This window comes from Candidatus Poriferisodalis sp. (genome assembly GCF_965215815.1).
In the GTDB taxonomy this organism is placed as follows: domain Bacteria; phylum Actinomycetota; class Acidimicrobiia; order Acidimicrobiales; family Poriferisodalaceae; genus Poriferisodalis.
Genome location: NZ_CBDCEO010000013.1, coordinates 1,602,970 through 1,623,082, shown reverse-complemented (window position 1 = coordinate 1,623,082; position 20,113 = coordinate 1,602,970). Strand labels below are relative to the sequence as shown.

Here is a 20,113-nt window from a genome sequence, read left to right as displayed (position 1 = left end):
AGCGTACCGATCTAGGCCCGCGGTTCAGATCGGTTGTCAGTTTCACCGCGGATCGCCGTGAACAGTTCCTTGGCGAGCCCTCCGAAGATCACGGTTTTGAAGTCGGGGTCGCTGAGGCATCGGTTGACGAACTGGTCGTTGCCGGCCATGCGTTCGAGCATGATCGTGGCGAGCTGTTCGAACACGGCGAGCTCGAAGTTGTCGTAGGTGTTCGCGAGGGCGGTCTGACGGATCTTGTCGGACTGTGTGGCGTCTTCGCGTATTTGAGCGAGGAACAGCCGCTCCGATTCGGTGAACTGGGTTCCGAACCGTTCGTTGAGTTGTTTGATGACTTCCGACAGGGCCGCGGTGACCTCATCGAGGCCGCCGGTGCCAGTATCGGTGGGGCTGGTGACCCCGCCCTGTTCGTCGCCAGCGAGCTCGATGGCGCCGGAGGACATCTGCTGCAGCCGGTAGTACTCCAGTTCGACATCATCGGCGATGTCGAAGTCCTCCTCGGCGGGCACATACAGGGACGGCAACAGAGCCCTTCCGAACGCGGCGAGCCGTTCCAGCTCGCCGTCGCTGTAGGGGATGATCTGGCTGAGGAACCCGTAGAGCTTCACGAACGCCGACAATCGATCCCGGAACATCTCTTGGTCGTCGTCGAGTTCGCGGAATCGGCCACGGGCGGGCGCGAGTGCCTTCTCGAGCAGCGGGTGATAGTCAGCTGACTGCTTCGCGAACGGCAGGAAGAACACCCGGGCGAACTCGTCCACTTCGTCCTGGTGGTACACCTGCATCCCGTCGAGCTCGTGGCGCAGCTCTTCGAGCTTGTGCGGGTCGGAGGTGGCGAGCAGTTCGGTCTGGTCGTAGTACGGGGCGAAAGCTTCGCGGATGTCGTCGGGGTCGTTGACGAAATCGAGCACGAACGTGGCTTCCTTGTAGGGAGCGATCCGGTTGAGCCGTGAAAGGGTCTGAACGGCGTGGAGCCCTTCGAGCTTCTTGTCGACGTACATGGCTTGCAGCAGCGGCTGGTCGTAGCCGGTCTGGTACTTCTCAGCGACGAGCAGCACGTGATAGTCGGGCGAGTCGAACCGTGCCGGCAGCGCCGCTTCGCTGATCGGCTTGCCGGTCACGACGTCGATGTTCATGCCCGGCTCGGTGTACTCAGCGTCGTTCTCGGGATCCACCACGGTGCCGCTGAACGCCACCAACGACCGCACGTCGTCGTAGCCACGCTCGGCGATGTACTCATCGAACGCCTGCTTGTACCGGACGGCGTGCAGCCGAGACGAGGTGACGACCATTGCCTTTGCGTTGCCTCGGATGCGGTGCCGCACCTGGTTGCGGAAGTGCTCGATGATCACTTCGGTCTTCTGGGCGAGGTTGTACGGATGCAGAGCGGCGAACCGGGCGAGCTTCCTCGCTGTCTTCCGCTTGGGGAACTCAGGGTCGTCCTCGGCTTGCTGCACGAGCTTGTAGTACGTGTCGTAATCGGTGTAGTTGGTGAGCACGTCGAGGATGAACTTTTCCTCGATCGCTTGGCGCATGCTGTACACGTGGAACGCCCGCGGCGGCTCGTCGCCGTGTCTCGGGCGGCGGCCGAACAGTTCGATGGTCTTGCCCTTCGGGGTGGCGGTGAAAGCGAAGAACGACAGGTTCGGCTGCGGGCCGCGTGACTCAACAACAGCGTTCAGGCCGTCCTCCCAGTCCCCCACCTCGTCGCTGTCGCTGCTGGCGGCTTGGCCTCGGGCGCCGAGAATCGACTTCATCTCCTTGGCGCTGTCGCCGCTCTGGCTCGAATGCGCTTCGTCGACGATGACTGCGTACTTGCGGCCGGCGATCTTGCGTGCCCAGCCGGACACCTCCGCGTGTTCCTCGTCGGTGGCGTCCTCCGGCGTGATCGCTCCGGCGGCAGACAGAAGACCACGCATCACGAACGGGAACTTCTGCAGGGTGGTTATGACGATCTTCGTCCCGTCGGTCAGTGCTTGGCCGAGCTGCCGGGAGTTCTGATCGATGGCTTGCACGACGCCTTGGGCGTGCTCGATCTGGTAGATCGCGTCCTGCAGTTGGCTGTCGAGCACACGCCGGTCAGTGACAACGATCACGCAGTCAAAGACCTTCTCGTCTTGGTCGGTGTGGAGGCTGGCGAGCTGGTGCGACAGCCACGAGATGCTGTTCGTCTTGCCGGAGCCGGCGGAGTGCTGGATCAGGTAGTTGTTGCCGGGCCCTTCACGGCGGGCCGCGTCAAGCAGTCGTGTCACTGCGTCGAGCTGGTGGTAGCGGGGGAAGATCACATTCTCTCGCGGCTCCGTGCGCGGCCCCTTGGCGTCAACGATCTTCGCGTCACGTTTCTCTACGAACACGTAGGAGCGCAGGATCCGCAGGAACTGGTCCCGCTTGAGCACTTCCTGCCAGAAGTAGCCGGTGCGATACCCCGACAGATGCTCAGGGTTCCCGGCGCCGCAGCGCACCTCACCGGGCCGATCCCCGCGGTTGAACGCCAGGAACGTCGTACCGCTGCCGACGAGACGGGTTGTCATGTGGACTTCTTCGGGGTCCGCAGCGAAATGCACCAGGGTGCGTTTGCGGAACCGGAACAGCGGAGCGTTCGGGTCGCGGTTCTGCTTGTACTGCTGCACCGCGCTGCGCCACGTCTGCCCAGTCATCGGGTTCTTCAACTCGCATGTCGCGACCGGGACACCGTTGAGGTCGAACAGCAGATCGATCTCGTCGCCCTTGCCCGGATGGCACAAAGCCTGCCGAGTAACGGTCAACTCGTTGCGGTCATACCGAGCAACCGCCTCAGGATTCAGGCCATGCGCCGGCGCGAACCACGCCACCCGCAACGTCCGGCCCTGGAAACGGAAACCGTGGCGCAGCACATCCAGCGTGCCCTTCAAGTCGAGCTCGCGGACCAACTGCTCCACCAGCAACCCGTCGAGATCGGCGCCGTGCAGCTGCGACATCGCCTCCCACTGCTCAGGCTGCGTGTCGCGGACAAACGACGCCACACGCTCAGGGAACAACGCCCGAGCCGGATCCCATTCCCCCTTGTCGCCCGAACGCCAACCGGCATCCACCAGCATCGACTCCACCGTCGCCTCGAACGCAGCCTCAGTCTTCTGAGTCGTCACGCCTCCGTGCCTCCTGACATCGCCGGAACCTCGCCCCGGACATCGATCTTCCCCGTCACAGCCGCAGTCACCAGCGAAGAGCGGTACTCCTGCGAGCGCTCCATCGCCATCTCGACGTCTGCCGACAGCAGCGCGAGGTGTTCCGTCGCGTGATCGAGATATGCAGCGATAGCCCGTTGTTCCCGAATTGGCGGATACGGCAACCACTTCGCATACGCGTCAGCACGCGCAAGACCCGGCACGGCAGAGTCTTTCGACACAGCAGCAAGGTCTGCGCTGGCGAGGACGTAGTACAGCCATCGCAGATGTGCTTTTGTCTGGCGTGCATCTACGAAGTAGGTCGTGTCAATCGCGAATGCCGCCGCATCGCTGAAGTTGACCTTCCCGTGCGATCCTTTGCGGCCGACGACGATTGCCGGGCACAAGGTATTGGATTCGATGTGTGTCCCTACGACACCATTAGATCCGAAGACAGGGACATCGCCATCGATCCGCTCGTCAGCCTTCAGCGAGTCGCCGTACGCCAACTGGCACACATTTCGGAAAGAACGCACCTCCCAGTGCTCCGGCACGTCGCCGATCCAGCCCACGCCTGACGGTTTGGTCGCGGTCGCAGGTGCGATCCCTGCGGCTTGTGCCGCTTCGGCCGGCAGCCCACCGGTCACCGTCTGGGTGATCAGCGCTGACCGGTACTCGTCGAGCCGTTCGATCAGCAGCCGGTTCGCAGCGACCAGCTCGTCGATGCGGGCAGTCGCACGATCCAAGAACGCAGCGATCTGGCGCTGCTCAGCGAGTGGCGGCAAGGGGGTAACCGCCTCCGACACGGCGGCATTTTGCACTCCGTAGCGAGTGACCCCTGTAGACGCGACTTGAAGCTGCTGATTCACGGCCGCTGACTGCATGGCGCGGAACAGGAAGGATGGCTCAACGAGGGCAGACGGGCGGATGATGCCGAGGTGGTAACCGCACACGAAGTCACGGGCAACCTTCTCGACGAGCGCTGGGACAGCGATGTCCCTCCAGTCCTCTGAGTCTTTCGTAATGAGGACATCGCCTACCTGCAGCCCAAAGCGAGCTATCTCGTGAGCGCTGGCCGTGGCGGACATGAACTCGCCGCTGTCTTCCCTGATACGTTCCTGGTAGTAGACGTCGGTGTAGTTGCAGAGCCTGACCGACAGTTCGTCGTCGCTCGATTTCTTGTCGACGCTGCTGGTGAAGTACGAGGCCACCTGTTGCAGCCGCACAGCGCTCCAGTGTTCCGGTATCTGGCCCAGCCATTCGATCTCGGAGTCTCGATACTCCGGATACGGCTGTGTGAATCGCCCCGAGTTTCGTGGAGGCTCTGTTCCTTGAGAGGATGGAGCTATGCCAGGACATGGGAGATATCCCGCCGAGCTGCGTGAGCGGGCGGTGCGGATGGTGCTCGAGAACGAGCGTCTTTACGGTTCGCAGTGGGAGGCGATCTGCTCGGTCGCTGCCAAGCTGGGGCCGACACCGGAGACGGTGAGGCTGTGGTTGCGCCGCGTGGAGATCGACGGCGGGACCCGGGCTGGGGTGTCGTCGGCGGAGCGTGCTCGGATCAAAGAGCTCGAGCGTGAGAATCGTGAGCTGCGCCGCGCGAACGAGATCCTCAAGGCGGCGTCGGCTTTCTTCGGGGCGGAGCTCGACCGCCAGTCGAAGCGATAGTGGCGTTCATCGACGCCCATCGAGGCCGGTTCGGGGTCGAGCCGATCTGCGCTGTGCTGTGCGAGCACGGCGTCGGGATCGCCCCGTCCACCTATTACGCAGCCAGGTGCCGGCCGCCGTCGGCGCGGGCGCAGCGCGACGCCTGGTTGCGCGCAGAGATCGCTCGTGTGCACCGGGACAATTACGACGCGTACGGGGCGGCCAAGGTGTGGGACCACCTCAACCGCGTCGAGCACATCACGGTGGCTCGCTGCACTGTGGAGCGGCTGATGCGCCAGCTGGGCCTCGAAGGGACCCGCCGAGGCGCCACGGTGCGCACCACCACCAGCGACCCCGACGCCGACCGGCCAGCGGACCTGGTGAACCGCGATTTCACAGTGCCGGCCCCGAACCGGCTGTGGCTCGCGGACCTCACCTACGTGCGCACCCACAGCGGCTGGGTGTACGTGTCGTTCGTGATCGACGCCTATTCGCGGCGGGTGCTGGGCTGGCAGGCCTCGCGGTCGATGCGCACCGAGCTGGCGCTCGACGCCCTGGAGATGGCCGTCTCGGGGCGCCGCCGCGACGGCCGCAGCACCGAGGGGGTCACCCATCACAGCGACCGCGGATCGCAATATCTGTCCATCCGCTACAGCCAGCGGCTCGACGACAACGACATCGTCGCCTCGGTCGGCAGCAAGGGCGATTCGTATGACAACGCGATGATCGAGAGCTTCAACGGCCTGTTCAAATGGGAGCTGATCTACTCACGAGGACCGTGGCAAGGACTGCGCGATGTCGAGTTCGCCACCCTCGAATACATCGACTGGTACAACCACCGACGCAGCCACAGCGCCCTGCTCACCGGCCGCGGCAACTACACCACACCCGCCGAACACGAAACCGCCTACTACTGTCAAACCGTCACAGCCACCCCGGCCGTGACTCAACAACCCGAGTCTCTACGCAAACCGGTGTGATTCAGTGTCACGCGATGACCTCGCCGAGCATCCGGGTGATGTCGCTTTCGAGGCTGCGCAGGTCCGCTTCGATGGCTTCGAGCGGTCGGGGTGGTTCGTACACGTAGAAGTGCCGGTTGAGCGGGATTTCGTACCCGATCTTCGTCTTGGCGGAGTCTGACCAAGCGTCAGGGATGTGTTGCAGGACTTCGCGTTCCATGTATGCGTCGACGTCCTCACGCAGCGGGACGGTTTCGGTGCCGCGCAGGTCTGGGCCGGGCTCTGGTCTGCCGTCGCGGTCGGTGCAGATCTCGGCCTCCGGGTCGCGTTCGCTCAGCGCTGACACGACGGCTTTCATCTCGGCGGCAGTGAGCTTGAAGTCCGAGCCGGGGAAGCCGTCTCTGCCTCTGGCCTCATCGAGATCACCAAGGAAATCGTTGCGATCACGATTCAGCATCTCGCCGGTGTAGTCGCCGAGCGAGCGCAGTAACGACCGGATGCTCGCCTGTCGTTCTCGTCCGGCCTTGACCTCAGCATCATGCGTCGGCCCGGCTTTCTTCTTGCTCTTGGCGAGGTTCTGGAATGCCCGCTCGTCCTCGATCCGGGCGATGCGTTCAGGGGTGGCAGCGAAGTTGAGTCGCAGTGGCTGTTCGACGGTGATCTTGCGGTACCCGAAGTCTTCGTTGGCGAACACCTTACTGACGACTCGGGGCCGGGTGCGCGGCTGGTGTGTCACAGGGTCCTCGTCGGTGAGGTCCCGTGTCTCGCCGTCGGTGAAGTCCCCGTGGATGCAGGTCAGGTCGTTGATCTGCTCCGCAGAGATCTCGTTGCGCTTGTTGCCGAGGCTGCGGCGCATTTTCACGAAGCACTGACGGCCGTCGATGAGCTGCACCTTGCCGGCCCGGTGCGGTTCCTTGCGGTTCGTGAGCACCCAGATGTACGTCGAGATGCCGGTGTTGTAGAAGAGCTGGTCCGGCAAGGCGATCACCGCCTCGAGCCAGTCGTTCTCGATGATCCACTGGCGGATGTTGCTCTCCCCTGAGCCGGCATCGCCGGTGAACAACGGCGAGCCGTTGAACACGATGGCGATGCGGGACCCGCCCGAGCCGTCGTCTTCGACCGGCTTGCGCTTGGACAGCATGTGCTGCAGGAACATCAGCGACCCGTCGTTGATGCGCGGCAGACCCGCCCCGAACCGCCCGTCGTAGCCGAGGGTGTCCCGTTCTCGCTCCACGACGGTTTTCTGCTGCTTCCATTCGACGCCGAACGGCGGGTTGGCGAGCATGTAGTCGAACGTCCACGATTGCCCGTCGGAGCGACGGGTAAACCCGTCCGCCGTGAACGAGTCGCCGAGGACGATGTTGTCCTCGGATTCTTCGCCTTTGAGCAGCATGTCGGCCTTGCACACCGCCCACGCTTCGTCGTTGAGGTCCTGGCCGTACAGGAACGGGTTGGCGTCCTGGTTGTGCTTGCGCAGAAACTCGTCCGCGACCGACAGCATCCCGCCGGTGCCGCACGCCGGGTCGTACACGGTCTTGACGATGTGCTCAGTGCTCAGGTCCTGCTCGCCGGACAGCAGCAGATGCACCATCAACTGGATCACCTCACGAGGCGTGAAATGCTCCCCCGCTTCCTCGTTGGCCTGCTCGGCGCCAATGCGGATCAGCTCCTCGAACACGTACCCCATCTGCAGGTTGTCGACACGCTCCGGCGACAGGTCCACCGCGGCGAACCTCTTGACGACCTCATACAGCAGGTTCTTGTCGTCCATGCGGAAGATCTGCTCAGCGAACCCGAACCGGTCCATGATGTCGGCCACGTTGCCGGAGAAGCCGCGGATGTACCGATCGAGGTTGTGCGCCAGCAGATCAGGATCGTCGAGCAGCCGGTCGAAATCCAGCCTCGTCGTGTTGTAGAACGGCCGACCGGACGCCTTCACCAGCAGCCGGCGCTGCACATCCTCGCTGTGGCTCCCCGACGAAGCCGCCGCAGCCAACACCGTCTCCTTCGTGTCCGCCAGCACACAATCGAACCGGCGCAGCACCGTCAACGGCAAAATCACCTTCCGGTACTCGTTGCGCTTGTACGGGCCGCGCAGCAGATTGCAGATCCCCCAGATGAAACCGGCCAGCTCGCCGTGGGTGCGTGCGTTCACGAAGGGCTCCTAGACATCTCGAGCGGGCGGCTGCCGCAGCATGCCTCCGCCGCAGCGGCTGCGGTTCCGCAACCCAGCAGGCTGGGAAGCACCCGAAGGGCATCGCTGTCGCTCACGTGAGGCATGGCGCCACGAAACTAGTGCTGCTGAGGCCTGGCGCAGAGTGGCGCCGCTGGGTGTGGCCGCGGCTTCGACATGTGGCATGGGCGTGTCTCTCGTGGCACCAGGCGCAGCCGCGTATCGCGATCCGATACCAGGGATGCCCGCTATCGTCTTGCCGTGGTCGTTGATGGGGAGCGACCGGCTGGTGGCCGGACATTGCGATTCACTGGGGGGAGATTCTCGGCTGAGCGCTTGTCTGATGAGGCGTTCGCAGCGGCAGCCAAGTCGCTGGTCGCGTTCCGGGAAGCGGTCGTCGAGCTAGCCAAGCAGGAACACCAGAGCAACCGTCGATCATCCGAAGGCGGCATCCCCGCGACCATCAGCGGGTTCCATTTCTGTGTCACCGATCTCAGGGGCGGCAGCTTAGAAGTCGAGGTGCGACCTGACACCGAGCAGAAGATGTTCGAGGTCGAGGACCCGTGCAGCAGGAGCGCTGACCGGATTGAGACCGCCATCGACGAACTCGGGCGCGACAGCGACGGCAACAGCGAGACGCTGCCGTTGTTGTCCACGGGAGTGCTGCTGCTGATTGCAAAGATCGGAACCCCCTTCAACGACAGTGAGGCTGTCTCGTTCACCAGCCGCCGCGGCACTGCACGACTGGGGCGACATGAATGCGAGGCTCTGCGCAGGCCGAGATCGATGTGGGACGTCCCATTGGACCTGGTAGCCGGTCGTGTGCTCCGCGTCTCCGCCGATCGGTCACGGGCATCCGTCAGTGTGCTCGGATGGCAGGCGGCTCGTCCTACGAGTATCTACTACAAGGGTCTCGCAACAATCGACGACATGAAGGTCGCTCTGACTGAGGATGACGAAACTGGTTCGCTCGTCACAGTCGCCGGCCCGTTCATCTGGTCCGCCGGAAAACTGAAGCCACGAGGCTCGGCATCCTCACTACAAGAGGTAAAGGTCCACGACAAGGAAGTTGCCGAGCAGATGAACGCACTCGTGCGAGAGATCGACGAGCTCCAAGAACTCGATGACGGCTGGTACGACACCGATGGCGTCGACGGGTCAGCCCCGCATGCCGGGGCCATCCTCGGCGCCCGCCGGCTGATCGCCGCGTTCCCCCACTACGGGTTGCCCTACCCGCATGTATTCCCAGCCGTCGACGGTGGGGTCTCCATGGAATGGACGCTCGGCGACGTCGAGGCCTCGATCCGGTTCGAGGATTCCAGCGACACCGCAACGGTCGCATCATGGGACGCCTCAACCGATGAGCACCGCTACGAAGAGGACATCAACGTCGACTGCTCGTTCGTGAGGGACTGGCTGCTCGGCTTCACAGGACAGCCAGCGCGGTGACCTGGCCGCCGCTGGTGGCCGGCGAGGTCCAGATCACCAGCCCGTCCGAAAAGCTGCGTCGGCAGATCAACTCCAAATTGCTGCGGGACGGAACAATCGGCTCCGACACCTTCAAACCCAAGGACGCGAAAGCATCCACCTCCATGGACTCCGTTCTCACACCGCAACAAGCGCATGACGGCTACCCGAACGACACCGCCGGGAGCTGCTTCCTCACCGTCGGAGAAGTCGTCAACTGTGGGTTGCGAGCCATCGACGATTCCATTCTCCCCGACGTGCCTTACGGACACGCATATATCGACCTCCGGGGCCTCGGGCGTAGCGCCCGAGACAACATCGCCAAGAAACTCAAGCGGATCGCGACGGGCAACGGGATCTGGCGACCGTCCATCTGATAGCCAGACCCGGCCAAACCGAAAGCCGCTCTCGTCGGTCGAGGATTGAACCGCTTGGCGTTGCGGACCGTTCCTATGGTGCATCCCATGAGATTGTTCCCGCGACGTCGCCCAATGCTCAACCCGCTTCCAGGGTTTTGGCCTTCTGAGCGCTTGTTCTACGAATCCGCGGCGAGCGTTGTCGTTGAGCATGAAGACGGATGGGATGTGCGCACTCGGCATCCCGGCCATCGATTTGTTGCTTGGGAGTTCGCAGTTCGTTACGAGACTGCGTGCCGACTCGCGGAGTTGCACTACACCCAGATCTGCGACGGGCCGACGAACGAGGAGTACGTAGTCCGAGTCGCTGAGATCGAACGGCTGCTCGGCGAAGCTGACCGGCTGTCGCAGCTGGAGCGTTCGATGCGGCCGGCGCTTCCTGACAATGCGACCGCGATCCGATTGCTTGCCGTTTCGCCTCGCCCGCAGCCGATCATGCCTGAGGCGTCACGGCTCGAGTCGCTGGCCGAAGAGCATTTGCCCGATGTTGACCATGTGCGGTCCGAGATGGCTCGTCTGGAAGCCGCGTCGCCTCCGTTCAACCCGCAGGTCCATGAGTTCCTCATGGAGGTAGACCGCCAGATCCCCGGTGCCGGCATCCATTCAGCCGTGTGGGTCGGTTCCGACAGGTACGACTACCCCTTCGATTACGACTTCGAGAGGGTGCTGCGGCCGCTCCGGTATATCCCCACCTATCTCAGCTTGGCTTGGGGCGACCCCATCCATGTGCGCGCAGTCGTCCAGAACGCGACGGCGCACCTCGAAGGCTGTGTCAAGAAAGCACTGGACAAAGCAGATGCCAAGCAGCCCCTCGGGGCACTCCTCGGCACTCCTGCTGCGAAGAACCTCATGTCCGCTGACTCGCTCGCCGGTGCAAGCGAGTTCGTGAGGCTGGTAGGCAACCCGTCCAAACACGACTACACCAACGACCGCCACCACGGCTCCGTGTTCATCTACGAAGATGCCGTCCTCGCCTACTTCCTATCTCGCCGCTTCGGAGCCCAAGCGCTGGAAGCTAGCGGACAACTTGACGACCTGGTCGCCGCCGCCGAAGACGCGACACGTCACGACCGCTACTTCCGCGGAGCACAGCTGCCCATCTACAGCAGATGACATTGCAAGCGCCCACTCAAGACCTGCGCCTCATCGGCATCGCCTGAAGATCACTGGGTCGGCGACGTCTCCAATGCCTGCTGTGCATCTATTCGGTGGCGATCTTGTGCTTGGGGGCTCCACCCGTGGTTCCTCAAGGGTTCGTTGACGATATGGCATCACGCATTTGAACGAATGCCGTGGCCAGCTGTTGGCTCAACTTTGGCAGATATTGGAAGTGCGGCATCATATGGCGCTCTATCAAGGAGCTCTGCGTCTTCAACATGACATCAGCCGCGTCCGACCACGCTCGCTGGATATCAGTCCGATCTCGTTTGATACGAACGAGCGTCAGTAGCGGTATCCCAACGCACGTAAACAAGAGAACCTGAGTTGCGGCGTACTTGTTCTCATCCACTGGGACCTCAAGGATGCCGCCTCCCTTGGACGGGCTCTTGCAACCAGTGAGTTCGCCTGTGCTGTCGTCATACGCAGGCATACTGTGAACGAGCGAGTTTCTGACGGCCTGCCCCATCTCCATGCAAAGAGCCCATATCTCGAAACTGGGATCTGACGGGAAGAGATTGCGCAGTTCCTCCACCAGCGTGCTGGTGGTGCGCCCCGGCTTGTCATGTTCGCACCACGCTTCAACGCCAGCAGGAAGCAGCCGGATGAATTTCCCTGACTCATTCAGCAGGGAACCTCCGTGTATGTCGCTCCGTTGCGGGAGACGATCAAGGCGAATGTCCGCGAGTCCATCGAGGCCGCTGGTTCGTGCACACTCACGAACTAGCAATGCCCACAAGGTCGCTTCGTTCATGCCGTGGACTACCTTGCCGATGTCCAAGACATGACGGCTGTAAGCCGGTAGGCGTGACTCCGCTTGATCTATCCACCTAGATGCACGTCGTCGAGCCATGCTTATTCTCCTTGTGAGCGTAACGCTCATGGTCGGGTTCGGCCCCAGCCGCCTCCGTCGCGATCAGGCTCCGCTGAGACACCCAAGCGCCATTTCCATGCTCTGGAGCTCGACCTGATGCCGTTATGCGAATGCGTATTCGAGCACACCCAAACGGTGCGGTGAGGCGCCGATCCGTTCCAGCGAGAAATTGCCGCTGCCGAAGCGTCGCAGGCCAAGCTCGTATGCGACGTCCATGTCTTCGACGATCTCGACGACTGCGCCGTCGCGCATCAGAGCCATCTTCCCAGAGTGCTCAGCTTCGAGCTTCCCCTGATGCCGTTCCACGAACGCGAAATGGTTCAAGACCGCCTGATCGGACATGTCCGGATCAGGGCCGAATAGGGCCTCAGTACTTTGTTCGCTCATCAGACAAGCAGCATAGATGACGCATCAAACCTGAGACACGGAAGCTGGCAAGCGGGCAGCAGGACTTGCACGCGGGCAGCGCTTCCAGCAGCTTCTGGATCGGGCTTGGTTCGCCGGAAGCAGATCCGGCTCAGCCGAAGCGAACCGGATTCACTTTGCCGTACTTGTCCTTGACTCCGAACTCGGCGGCGGCAAGGTCGCCTTCCGGCATCCGTTTCACCTGCACGAACCCCGTTACAGGCACTCAGATGAAAACGGCCAGCTCGCCATAAGTGCGCGCGTTCACAGAGACCTCCTCGGTGCCGCAAGCCGGCCCATGATGCCAGCGCTGTTGATCAGCATTCGGGGAACCGAGCCAGCGACAGCAACGCGAACTGGGCAAGGCATGGAGCCATGAAGCTGACGCGAGCGCGTCATGAAACGGAAGGTGTGAGTGCCGGGCGCGCATGCTGGGGCGTCAGGTCCGCAGAGGTCCTGCAGGTCAACGGACATCACTATCGTCGTGCCGTGATCGATGCACTCGCCAAGTGCGAGCCCCATGACGAGCTTCGATCGGCCGTGGGAACATCTGCACTCCCCTCGTCCGGTTCTATGTGGTGGCGACTGAGGTCTGCTGATCCGCTGGGAGAACGCTGGCCCGAGATTCGGCATTCTCATCACAAGAGGAAGGCACCCGCCACGAAGGAGGTGATGTCGGCGTGATGATCCCCCAAGTGCTCCAAGACGCTTGGATTGAAATGGGCATCACAGGCGACGAACGTTCTCTGTGCGCCACAGCATGGGCGCTGGCTTGCGATGGTCACCTCGCGGACGTGAGCCGCGCCGAGCGAGACCTCATTGAGGTTGCGTCGCCATCGCCTCGGACAGATGCACTAAAGGACTTGGCGGCCGCGATCCGGGCGGGTGATGACCCCTTGGGTGCAACGTTCGCTTCGCTGCGGTCGGCGGCACAGCGCCGTCGGCATGGTGCGACCTACACGCCCGCTGCGATCGTCGGACCGATGGCGGAATGGCTGGCAAACCACAAGCGGGCTGAACGAGTTGTTGACCCAGGGGCTGGGTCTGGCCGATTTCTCTGTGCTGTCGGCCGACACGTTCCCGACGCACAACTGGTGGCCGTCGAGATCGACCCGCTTGCTGCCCTGACGGTCCGAGCGAACTTGACCGTACTGGGTTTCGACGAGCGTTCAGAGATGCACGTCGGCGACTACCGCGCGCTGGACCTGTCGCCTGCGACCGGCCCAACGGCTTTCATCGGAAACCCGCCCTACGTGCGTCATCACGACATCGATCCCGCATGGAAGGCATGGTTGCGAAAGCGAGCTGCCGGCCTAGGCCTCAAGGCATCGGCGCTGGCGGGCATGCACGTCCATTTCTTGCTCGCAACCGCGCATCTCGCTCGGGCCGGCGACTTCGGCGCATTCGTCACCTCGTCGGAATGGCTCGATGTCGGCTACGGGCAGTTGGCACGAGACTTGGTTGCCGGGCCACTCGGCGGTCTGTCCCTGCACGTCATCGACGCTCGGACGCAGGTGTTCGCAGATGCCGCCACCACGGCGACAGTGACTGCCTTCGAGGTCGGCGAACCACAGCGCCCGATTCGCATCCGCCGGATCAACCGGCTCGAAGAACTCCGGGGCTTGGCTGGGGGCAAGAGCTTCAGCCGCGAAGAGTTGCGAAGAGAGCCTCGCTGGTCGGCTCTGCTGGTGCCGCAGGCATCGAATCCCCGTGGTTTCGTCGCGCTCGGAGATTTCTGCCGCGTGCACCGAGGAACCGCCACTGGCGCCAACGCAACATGGGTCACCTCGCAGGACGACCCGCAGCTGCCTGCGACAGTGCTCTACCCCACCGTCACGAAGGCGTTGGAACTCTTCGCCACGGCATCGGGAGTGCTGACCGACAGCAGCGATCTGAGGGCCGTGGTCAGCCTGCCCGAAGACCTCGACTTCCTCGACAGCACCGACCGCGAGCTGGTTGAGCGATTCTTGGAAGTCGCGCGTCGAGCGGGTGTCGCTGACGGCTATATCGCACGTCACCGCAAATCGTGGTGGTCGGTCAAGCTGCGCAGCCCCGCCCCGATCTTGGCTACATACATGGCGAGACGACCCCCGGCGTTCGTTCGCAACCTCGTCAAGGCACACAACCTCAACAACGTGCACGGCATCTACCCCGCCGCTTCGCTCTCCGAGACAGCGCTATGCAACTTGACCAAGGCACTGCGCGACCATGCAACGCTGTCAGGAGGCCGCACCTACGCAGGCGGATTGACCAAGTTCGAACCCTCCGAGATGGAGCGCATCATGGTCCCGCCACCCGCTTGGCTGGAGTCGGACGAGCCATGGCCGTCGATTGCGTAGAGTCCGCTGGCAGCCGAGGAGTGGATGGGGAGTGCCTGCTGATGGGCGAGCATGAGCAGAGTGCAGTCCGGGGCCAGCGCACTGCGCTCTCGCCGTCCCATGCCGCTGAGTCTGCTCGCCCGCCCGGCCACGGCATCGCTGCCGTCGATGTTTTTTGCGGCATCGGCGGCCTGTCCTTCGGTTTATCTGCTGCGGGTGTTGATGTCGTGGCAGGTATCGACGTCGACGGTTCTTGTCGGTTCCCGTTCGAAGCCAACATGGCCGGCGCACGGTTTGTGGAACGGGACATTTGTGATGTCACGGCTGAGGAACTGTCCGATCTGTGGCCTGAGGGCGCTACGAGGCTCTTGGCCGGATGCGCGCCGTGTCAGCCGTTCTCGTCGTATCGCAAGGGCGTGAGCCCGTCGAGTGACCAGCGCTGGGTGCTCTTACGCGAACTCGGCCGACTCGTCGAGGAGACGCAACCGGAATTCGTCACCACCGAAAACGTTCCCCGCATTCAAGGCAAGGCAGTATTCGAGGACTTCGTGGAGATGCTCAAGGGTCTCGGCTACTCCTTGGACAGCCATGTCTGCAGGTGCACGGACTACGGGCTCGCGCAGAACCGCCGCCGCCTCGTGCTCGTCGCTTCTCGGCTGGGCCGTGCCAAAGTCCCGGAGGGGGATCAGCGCGACCGTCCCGCCGCGACTGTCAGGCAGGCGATCGGGGGCCTTCCGCCAATCGAGGCTGGCGACACCCATGAAGCCGATCCGGTGCATCGAAGCCGCGGCCTTTCAGCGCTCAACCGGAAGCGAATGGCTGCGTCTGAGCCGGGTGGAACCTGGCATGACTGGCCGGAAGAACTGCGAGCCCCATGCCATCGGCGTCCCAGCGGCGCTGCGTTCAAGAACGTGTACGCCCGGATGCGCTGGGATAGGCCGTCCCCAACGATCACGACCTACTTCCACAACTTCGGAGCGGGGCGCTTCGGTCACCCGGAACAAGACCGGACCATCTCCCTGCGCGAGGCAGCCATCCTCCAAGGATTCCCCGACGACTACCGTTTCGCACCTGACGGGGAAGTCGCGCCGCTGACGACCTTGGGCCGGCACATAGGCAATGCCGTCCCGCCGCCGCTCGGGGAAGCCGTCGGCAGAGCCTTTCTCAACTCATTCGCAGAGGTAAGCACGTGATGACGGAACAACCACCTTTCACCATGAGCATCGACATGTCGGTCCTTGAGGCGCTCGGCATCAAGCTGTACAGCAACGCAGCCGCTGTCCTCACCGAGCTCGTCGCCAACGCGTACGATGCCGACGCAACACTGGTTCGGATCAGCTGGGACGTGGGCGAGTCCGGCGTGGTTGTTTCCGATGACGGTTGCGGAATGACTCAGCAAGAACTCAATGATCGTTTTCTGAAGACTGGCTACCAAAAGCGGGCCGCGGAAGGCCCGCACTCTAAGATGTGGAACCGGCCGTTCATGGGCCGCAAGGGCATAGGAAAACTGAGCGCGTTTTCCATTGCAGACGAGATCTTCATCTATACGACTAAGGACGGCGAGAGCACAGGTTGCCGGATTTCGGTTAACGACCTCAGGGAGCAGATTTCGCTAGGCCACGCGTATCATCCAGAGAAGGTTGAGACTACCGAGGATTATTCGGGCGTTGGCACAACAATTGTTCTGAAACAGCTTACGAGCAAACGCGTCAGGCTCACCGCGGCAGCACTCCGTAAGCGGCTCGCTCGCCGATTCGACGTGCTCGATCAGACACCGCCTGAAGAGGGCGGCTTCGGAATCGAGATAGATGGACAACGATTGACATTCGAGGATCGGCAGGATCTCAAGCGGCTCGAATTCCTATGGGAGTTCGGCGAGCAGCGTCTACCAGAAGATGCACTACCGAACGATGTGGAGAGATTTGTCCTTGATGAGTGCAATGTTGGCGGCCGTGACGGCTGGGAAGTGCGAGGCTGGATAGGTACGGCCCGCACTCCTTCAGACTTAGCCGATGACGGCGAAGCAGGGTCACTCAAGAACATCATGGTGTTGGCCCGCAAGCGCCCCATCCATGAAGGCATTATCGACAAGCTTGATTTTGCTCGCGTGTTCGGCAACTACGTCACAGGTCAGATCGAAGCCGATTTTCTCGACGTTGATAGCGAAGACGATATCGCTACCAGCGATCGTCAGCGTCTTATTGAAGACGACCCGAGAGTGCAGGGACTGCATACGTTCCTACGAGAAGCCTTCAAGACAGCGTCAAGCCAGTGGAATACTGCGCGGCCGAGACGGAAGGCACATGACGTTTTTCGCGAATATCCGTTGCTGAAGCAATGGCATGATGATTTGCATCAGTGGCAGCAAGCCGCGGCACACAAGATAATCGCAACGATTGCCGCGCTACATATGGATGACGAGAATGGGCGATCACGGCGCGCCTCGCTATATAGGCATGGTGTACTTGCGTTTGCCCGGATCGGGCTCCGGGAGAATGCACAGGAACTTGACAAACTTTCTAGCGTCAATGCCGAGGAACTTCTTAGACTCCTAGGCGCTCAAGGAGAATACGAGGCAAGTCTATGGATGGACATTCTACGCGGACGTGTTGAATCCATTCGTCAGTTGGAGAATCTTACCGATGAGAACGAGGTAGAGCGCGTAGTGCAAAAGCACCTCTTCAAGAATCTCTATCTCTTGGACCCTGCATGGGAGCGCACTACTGAGGACTCCTATATGGAGGACGATCTTCGCAACGTTGACCCTGGAATTCTGGCGATGGATGACGAAGGCAGAGAAATTCGGGGTCGCCTCGATATCCGTTACCGAAAGTCGTCAGCGGGTTCTCATGTGATAGTTGAGATGAAGCGCAGCAAGCGGCCAATGAGCGTAGACGAACTCTCTGCTCAAGGCCAGAAGTACTTCACGGGTTTGAGATCTATCCTCACGCAGAGGAATCGCGAGAACGAAAAGATCGATGTCGTATTTGTACTCGGATCGCCGCCCAAAGTCGTTTCACTCCTCAACTTCCAGAGCGCATCGGAACTAGTGAATCATGAACTCAAGAAGTTCAACGGACGAATCGTTTTGTACGAAGAACTCATTGCAAATGCTCGCTCTCAATACTCTGCATACTTGGAAAAAAGTGAAGAAGCTAGCCGACTGGAGAGGCTGCTGTCGTCGCTGGAAGAGGACACAGAAGCACCTCCGCCGTAGTTGGCTACCATTTCGAATTGCAAAGCTGGTGCACTTGCCAGTATCAAGATCCTTCTCTGTACTTCAGGCCACCGAAGGTGGCCTTCGCCAAGAAGACGATGGTCAGCCGATCACGGCGTCCGTAGCTGGGTTCTGGACCGTAGTGACGAATCGAATGCGGCGATTGTTCAGACGGGGATCTCGGCACGGTGGATAGGGCCTGCTGGTGCGCGGCAGGGAAGCGACGGTGGACGGAAAGGATGTTCGGGACGGCTCGTCAGGCGTAGAGATGGAGAGCATCGATGTCGGCGGCGGCTGTTGGGGGTGGAGCCTGGTGGAGCGGTCACTGTTGTGGCGGTCCAAGCCCACGGATCGCAGGCGTTGACACTGACGTACCGCTGCGCCGACGGATCGTTGAGCGAGCGGGTGCCGTTCCGTGATGACGAAGCGGGGTTGCGCCTCGTAGCACCCGAAGCCGGCGGGTCGTTCATCTTTGACGGCGACGGTTGGCTCTTTCGGCTGGCCGCTGAGGCCCGGCGCATTCGGTTGGCGCATCTGTTCGATCCTTACTTGGCACTGGGTGCAAGCCGGGTACGGCCCCTGCCGCACCAGATCGAGGCGGTGTCGGGCACATGTTGCCGCGCCGGCCGGTCGCGTTGCTAACGGGTCCCCGTCAGATCAACTCGCGCATCCGAAGCCGTCGTTGTCTCGGTCGAGTCGGTAGGGGTCTACGCCGATTTCTTTGATGTGCTCGGGTTTCTGTTCCGATGTGAGGTCCCCGCAGTTGAGTGCGTCGCCGGGTCGGTTGGGCAGGCACGGTTCGTAGGCAGGGTGGCAGTCGTTGACGGGCTCAGGCTCGGTGTCGGTTTGCGCCGGCGCAGTTCCATCAGCGACGGTCTGCACTTCGGGCAGGCTGCTGAGGTCGTTGTCGTCGCAGCCGGTGAGGACGTTGCGGAGCGTGTCGGCTTCGGTCTGGTCGATGCGAGGTCCCAGCGGGTTTTGACCTGCACCCACGCTGCGGTGTACCAGCAGTGCACGCCTTGTGCGGGCGGCAGCCATTCGGCAGGGTCACGGGCGCCCTTGGAGCGGTTCGAGCTGGCTGACACGGCGATCAGGGAGTCGGCGTAGCCGAGGTCGTTGGCGTAGGCCTCGCGACGATCCTCGGTCCAGTTGCGCGCACCGGATTCCCATGCCTCGGCCAAGGGCACCATGTGGTCCACGTCGAAGCTGCTGCCGTTGCCGCTGGCGGTCTTGCCGTCGTAACGACTCAGCCACTCCCCGCCTGACAGCGAACAGCGCGCCCCGACGCTCGGAGCGGCCACAGCCTCAGCGATCAGCACCTCACGACGCGCATCGCAGCCGTCGCCGTCAGCGTCGACCCAGTGCTTGAACAGGGCACGGTCGTAGCCGCCACTGGTTTCGGCTGTGACGTCCAGCGCGTCGAGCAGTGACAAGATACGAGCCACACTCGATGTTTCAGCAGCGCCGACCGATGAGTCGTCTGCTTGTGGCTCGTCTCCCTCAGCAGGCTCCGAGATGTCCTGCTCGGCCGATTCCTCAACAGGTTCGCCAGACTGATCGTCCTGCTGTCCAGCGGAGTCAGCAGCGCTGGTCGTCGGCTCGTCAACCGTTGGAGGTTCGCTCGAGTCGGCTGCTCCCCCGCTGATGCCGTTCCCCGGTGATTCGGGCTTGGCGCCGACCACAGTCGTCGGAGTCGCTGCAGGGATCGTGCCAACGGTGATGCTCGCCTGTGTCGTTGCCGTCCGGTCACTGCGACTGTCATCAACAGAGGTCCCGCATGACGCCAACAGCAGCGCCATCACTGCGACAACGGACAGTGCGGCACTCCGAAGACGATCTCGAGATGCTCGCTCGGCCACGCCAAGTCCGCCGCGGTCGCCAAATTCGGCACACATGCTGTGAGGCGGGCATGGCTCGGTGTTTCGCTTTGCCCTCATGAAGTGCGGCTCCTCGTTCTCAGGGGTTGCGGTGGCACATGGGAAGGTAGAGGGCTCCCGCCTGGCTTTGGCGGCGTTGCCGGGTGCTTCGGCGGGACCAGACGCACAGAAGCGAAGATCATGTCCGCACGGTCAGCGTTCCTTTCGGCCAGCCGTGGCAGGCATGTCGGATCCGATGATGAGTTGTTCCGCTACGACGTTGGTCTCGTAGTGGTTCACCGGTGGCGGTGTGCGGACGTGCCCGATGGGCAGCAGAAGCTCGCATGAGGCATCGATCCAAGGCACTCAATCTCTGCCCTCATGATCCGCTGTGCTCTGCGCAACTGCGAGCTGCTCCGACACGACTGCCGGCGGGCTTGCCGGCTGTGGTGCCGTGTCGGCGATGGCAAGGGGCTGTGCCTG

The 20,113-nt window shown here is 62.3% G+C and carries 15 protein-coding genes and 1 other annotated feature; of the genes, 8 read left to right on the top strand and 7 right to left on the bottom strand.

Going from position 1 to position 20,113, the window contains the following annotated elements; all coding sequences use genetic code 11:
- Positions 1-11: 11 nt before the first annotated feature.
- Together ACOOHB_RS17340 and ACOOHB_RS17335 are read right to left on the bottom strand one after the other, a co-directional pair.
- Positions 12-3,122: a type I restriction endonuclease subunit R gene (locus tag ACOOHB_RS17340; RefSeq protein WP_420446053.1), complete on the bottom strand. Its 3,111-nt coding sequence runs from the start codon at positions 3,120-3,122 to the stop codon at positions 12-14.
- A complete protein-coding gene (locus tag ACOOHB_RS17335) occupies positions 3,119-4,366 on the bottom strand; it encodes a restriction endonuclease subunit S (RefSeq protein WP_420446052.1) in 1,248 nt (415 codons plus the stop codon). Before ACOOHB_RS17335 ends, ACOOHB_RS17340 begins: the two co-directional genes overlap by 4 nt.
- Before the next feature lie 121 nt (positions 4,367-4,487).
- Here ACOOHB_RS17335 and ACOOHB_RS17330 point away from each other — a divergent pair.
- Positions 4,488-5,767 (top strand): IS3 family transposase gene (locus ACOOHB_RS17330; protein ID WP_420446051.1). Its coding sequence is split into 2 segments (ribosomal slippage): positions 4,488-4,767 and positions 4,767-5,767, totalling 1,281 coding nucleotides; the frame shifts between segments, so codons are not numbered across the junction.
- Positions 4,766-4,894, top strand: a sequence feature (AL1L pseudoknot). Its footprint overlaps the gene before it by 129 nt.
- Before the next feature lie 7 nt (positions 5,768-5,774).
- Here ACOOHB_RS17330 and ACOOHB_RS17325 read toward each other — a convergent pair.
- Positions 5,775-7,901 carry a type I restriction-modification system subunit M gene (locus ACOOHB_RS17325; protein ID WP_420446050.1) on the bottom strand — a complete coding sequence of 709 codons (2,127 nt, stop codon included), beginning with the start codon at positions 7,899-7,901 and terminating at the stop codon, positions 5,775-5,777.
- A gap of 279 nt (positions 7,902-8,180) precedes the next feature.
- On the opposite strand from ACOOHB_RS17325, the gene ACOOHB_RS17320 reads away from it, so the two are divergent.
- From ACOOHB_RS17320 to ACOOHB_RS17310, 3 genes are all read left to right on the top strand, one after another.
- Positions 8,181-9,368, top strand: a complete 1,188-nt coding sequence (locus tag ACOOHB_RS17320) for a hypothetical protein (protein ID WP_420446049.1) — start codon at positions 8,181-8,183, stop codon at positions 9,366-9,368.
- A complete protein-coding gene (locus ACOOHB_RS17315; RefSeq protein ID WP_420446048.1) occupies positions 9,365-9,763 on the top strand; it encodes a hypothetical protein in 399 nt (132 codons plus the stop codon). The genes ACOOHB_RS17320 and ACOOHB_RS17315 overlap by 4 nt, the downstream gene beginning before the upstream one ends.
- An 87-nt stretch (positions 9,764-9,850) precedes the next feature.
- Entirely contained in the window at positions 9,851-10,915 is a 1,065-nt protein-coding gene (locus ACOOHB_RS17310; RefSeq protein ID WP_420446047.1) for a hypothetical protein, read from the top strand.
- A 133-nt stretch (positions 10,916-11,048) separates the two neighbouring features.
- On the opposite strand, the gene ACOOHB_RS17305 is transcribed toward ACOOHB_RS17310, so the two are convergent.
- Both ACOOHB_RS17305 and ACOOHB_RS17300 read right to left on the bottom strand, forming a co-directional pair.
- Positions 11,049-11,714: a hypothetical protein gene (locus ACOOHB_RS17305; RefSeq protein WP_420446046.1), complete on the bottom strand. Its 666-nt coding sequence runs from the start codon at positions 11,712-11,714 to the stop codon at positions 11,049-11,051.
- 222 nt (positions 11,715-11,936) lie between these two features.
- Positions 11,937-12,221 carry a hypothetical protein gene (locus tag ACOOHB_RS17300; RefSeq protein WP_420446045.1) on the bottom strand — a complete coding sequence of 95 codons (285 nt, stop codon included), beginning with the start codon at positions 12,219-12,221 and terminating at the stop codon, positions 11,937-11,939.
- Positions 12,222-12,922: 701 nt separating this feature from the next.
- Here ACOOHB_RS17300 and ACOOHB_RS17295 point away from each other — a divergent pair.
- The 4 genes from ACOOHB_RS17295 (at position 12,923) to ACOOHB_RS17280 (ending at position 18,416) form a co-directional block, all read left to right on the top strand.
- On the top strand, positions 12,923-14,578 hold the full coding sequence (locus ACOOHB_RS17295) for an N-6 DNA methylase (RefSeq protein ID WP_420446044.1): 1,656 nt from the start codon (positions 12,923-12,925) through the stop codon (positions 14,576-14,578).
- A 41-nt stretch (positions 14,579-14,619) separates the two neighbouring features.
- Positions 14,620-15,750: a DNA cytosine methyltransferase gene (locus ACOOHB_RS17290; protein ID WP_420446043.1), complete on the top strand. Its 1,131-nt coding sequence runs from the start codon at positions 14,620-14,622 to the stop codon at positions 15,748-15,750.
- Positions 15,751-15,773: 23 nt separating this feature from the next.
- Positions 15,774-17,774, top strand: coding sequence for an ATP-binding protein (locus ACOOHB_RS17285; protein WP_420446042.1), 2,001 nt, complete (start codon positions 15,774-15,776; stop codon positions 17,772-17,774).
- 303 nt (positions 17,775-18,077) lie between these two features.
- The gene (locus ACOOHB_RS17280) at positions 18,078-18,416 is read left to right on the top strand and encodes a hypothetical protein (protein WP_420446041.1); all 339 of its coding nucleotides are present in this window, start codon (positions 18,078-18,080) and stop codon (positions 18,414-18,416) included.
- A gap of 65 nt (positions 18,417-18,481) precedes the next feature.
- On the opposite strand, the gene ACOOHB_RS17275 is transcribed toward ACOOHB_RS17280, so the two are convergent.
- Both ACOOHB_RS17275 and ACOOHB_RS17270 read right to left on the bottom strand, forming a co-directional pair.
- Positions 18,482-19,711: a GmrSD restriction endonuclease domain-containing protein gene (locus ACOOHB_RS17275; RefSeq protein ID WP_420446040.1), complete on the bottom strand. Its 1,230-nt coding sequence runs from the start codon at positions 19,709-19,711 to the stop codon at positions 18,482-18,484.
- Between the two features lie 132 nt (positions 19,712-19,843).
- On the bottom strand, positions 19,844-19,996 hold the full coding sequence (locus ACOOHB_RS17270) for a hypothetical protein (protein WP_420446039.1): 153 nt from the start codon (positions 19,994-19,996) through the stop codon (positions 19,844-19,846).
- Between the last annotated feature and the right edge of the window lie 117 nt (positions 19,997-20,113).

Excerpts from the sequence above, each read along its gene's own strand:
- ACOOHB_RS17295 (WP_420446044.1), top strand. The coding sequence starts at position 12,923 with ATGATCCCCCAAGTGCTCCAAGACGCTTGGATTGAAATGGGCATCACA.
- ACOOHB_RS17285 (WP_420446042.1), top strand. The coding sequence starts at position 15,774 with ATGAGCATCGACATGTCGGTCCTTGAGGCGCTCGGCATCAAGCTGTAC.
- ACOOHB_RS17310 (WP_420446047.1), top strand. The coding sequence starts at position 9,851 with ATGAGATTGTTCCCGCGACGTCGCCCAATGCTCAACCCGCTTCCAGGG.
- ACOOHB_RS17300 (WP_420446045.1), bottom strand. The coding sequence starts at position 12,221 with ATGAGCGAACAAAGTACTGAGGCCCTATTCGGCCCTGATCCGGACATG.
- ACOOHB_RS17305 (WP_420446046.1), bottom strand. The coding sequence starts at position 11,714 with ATGAACGAAGCGACCTTGTGGGCATTGCTAGTTCGTGAGTGTGCACGA.
- ACOOHB_RS17275 (WP_420446040.1), bottom strand. The coding sequence starts at position 19,711 with ATGAGGGCAAAGCGAAACACCGAGCCATGCCCGCCTCACAGCATGTGT.
- ACOOHB_RS17290 (WP_420446043.1), top strand. The coding sequence starts at position 14,620 with ATGGGCGAGCATGAGCAGAGTGCAGTCCGGGGCCAGCGCACTGCGCTC.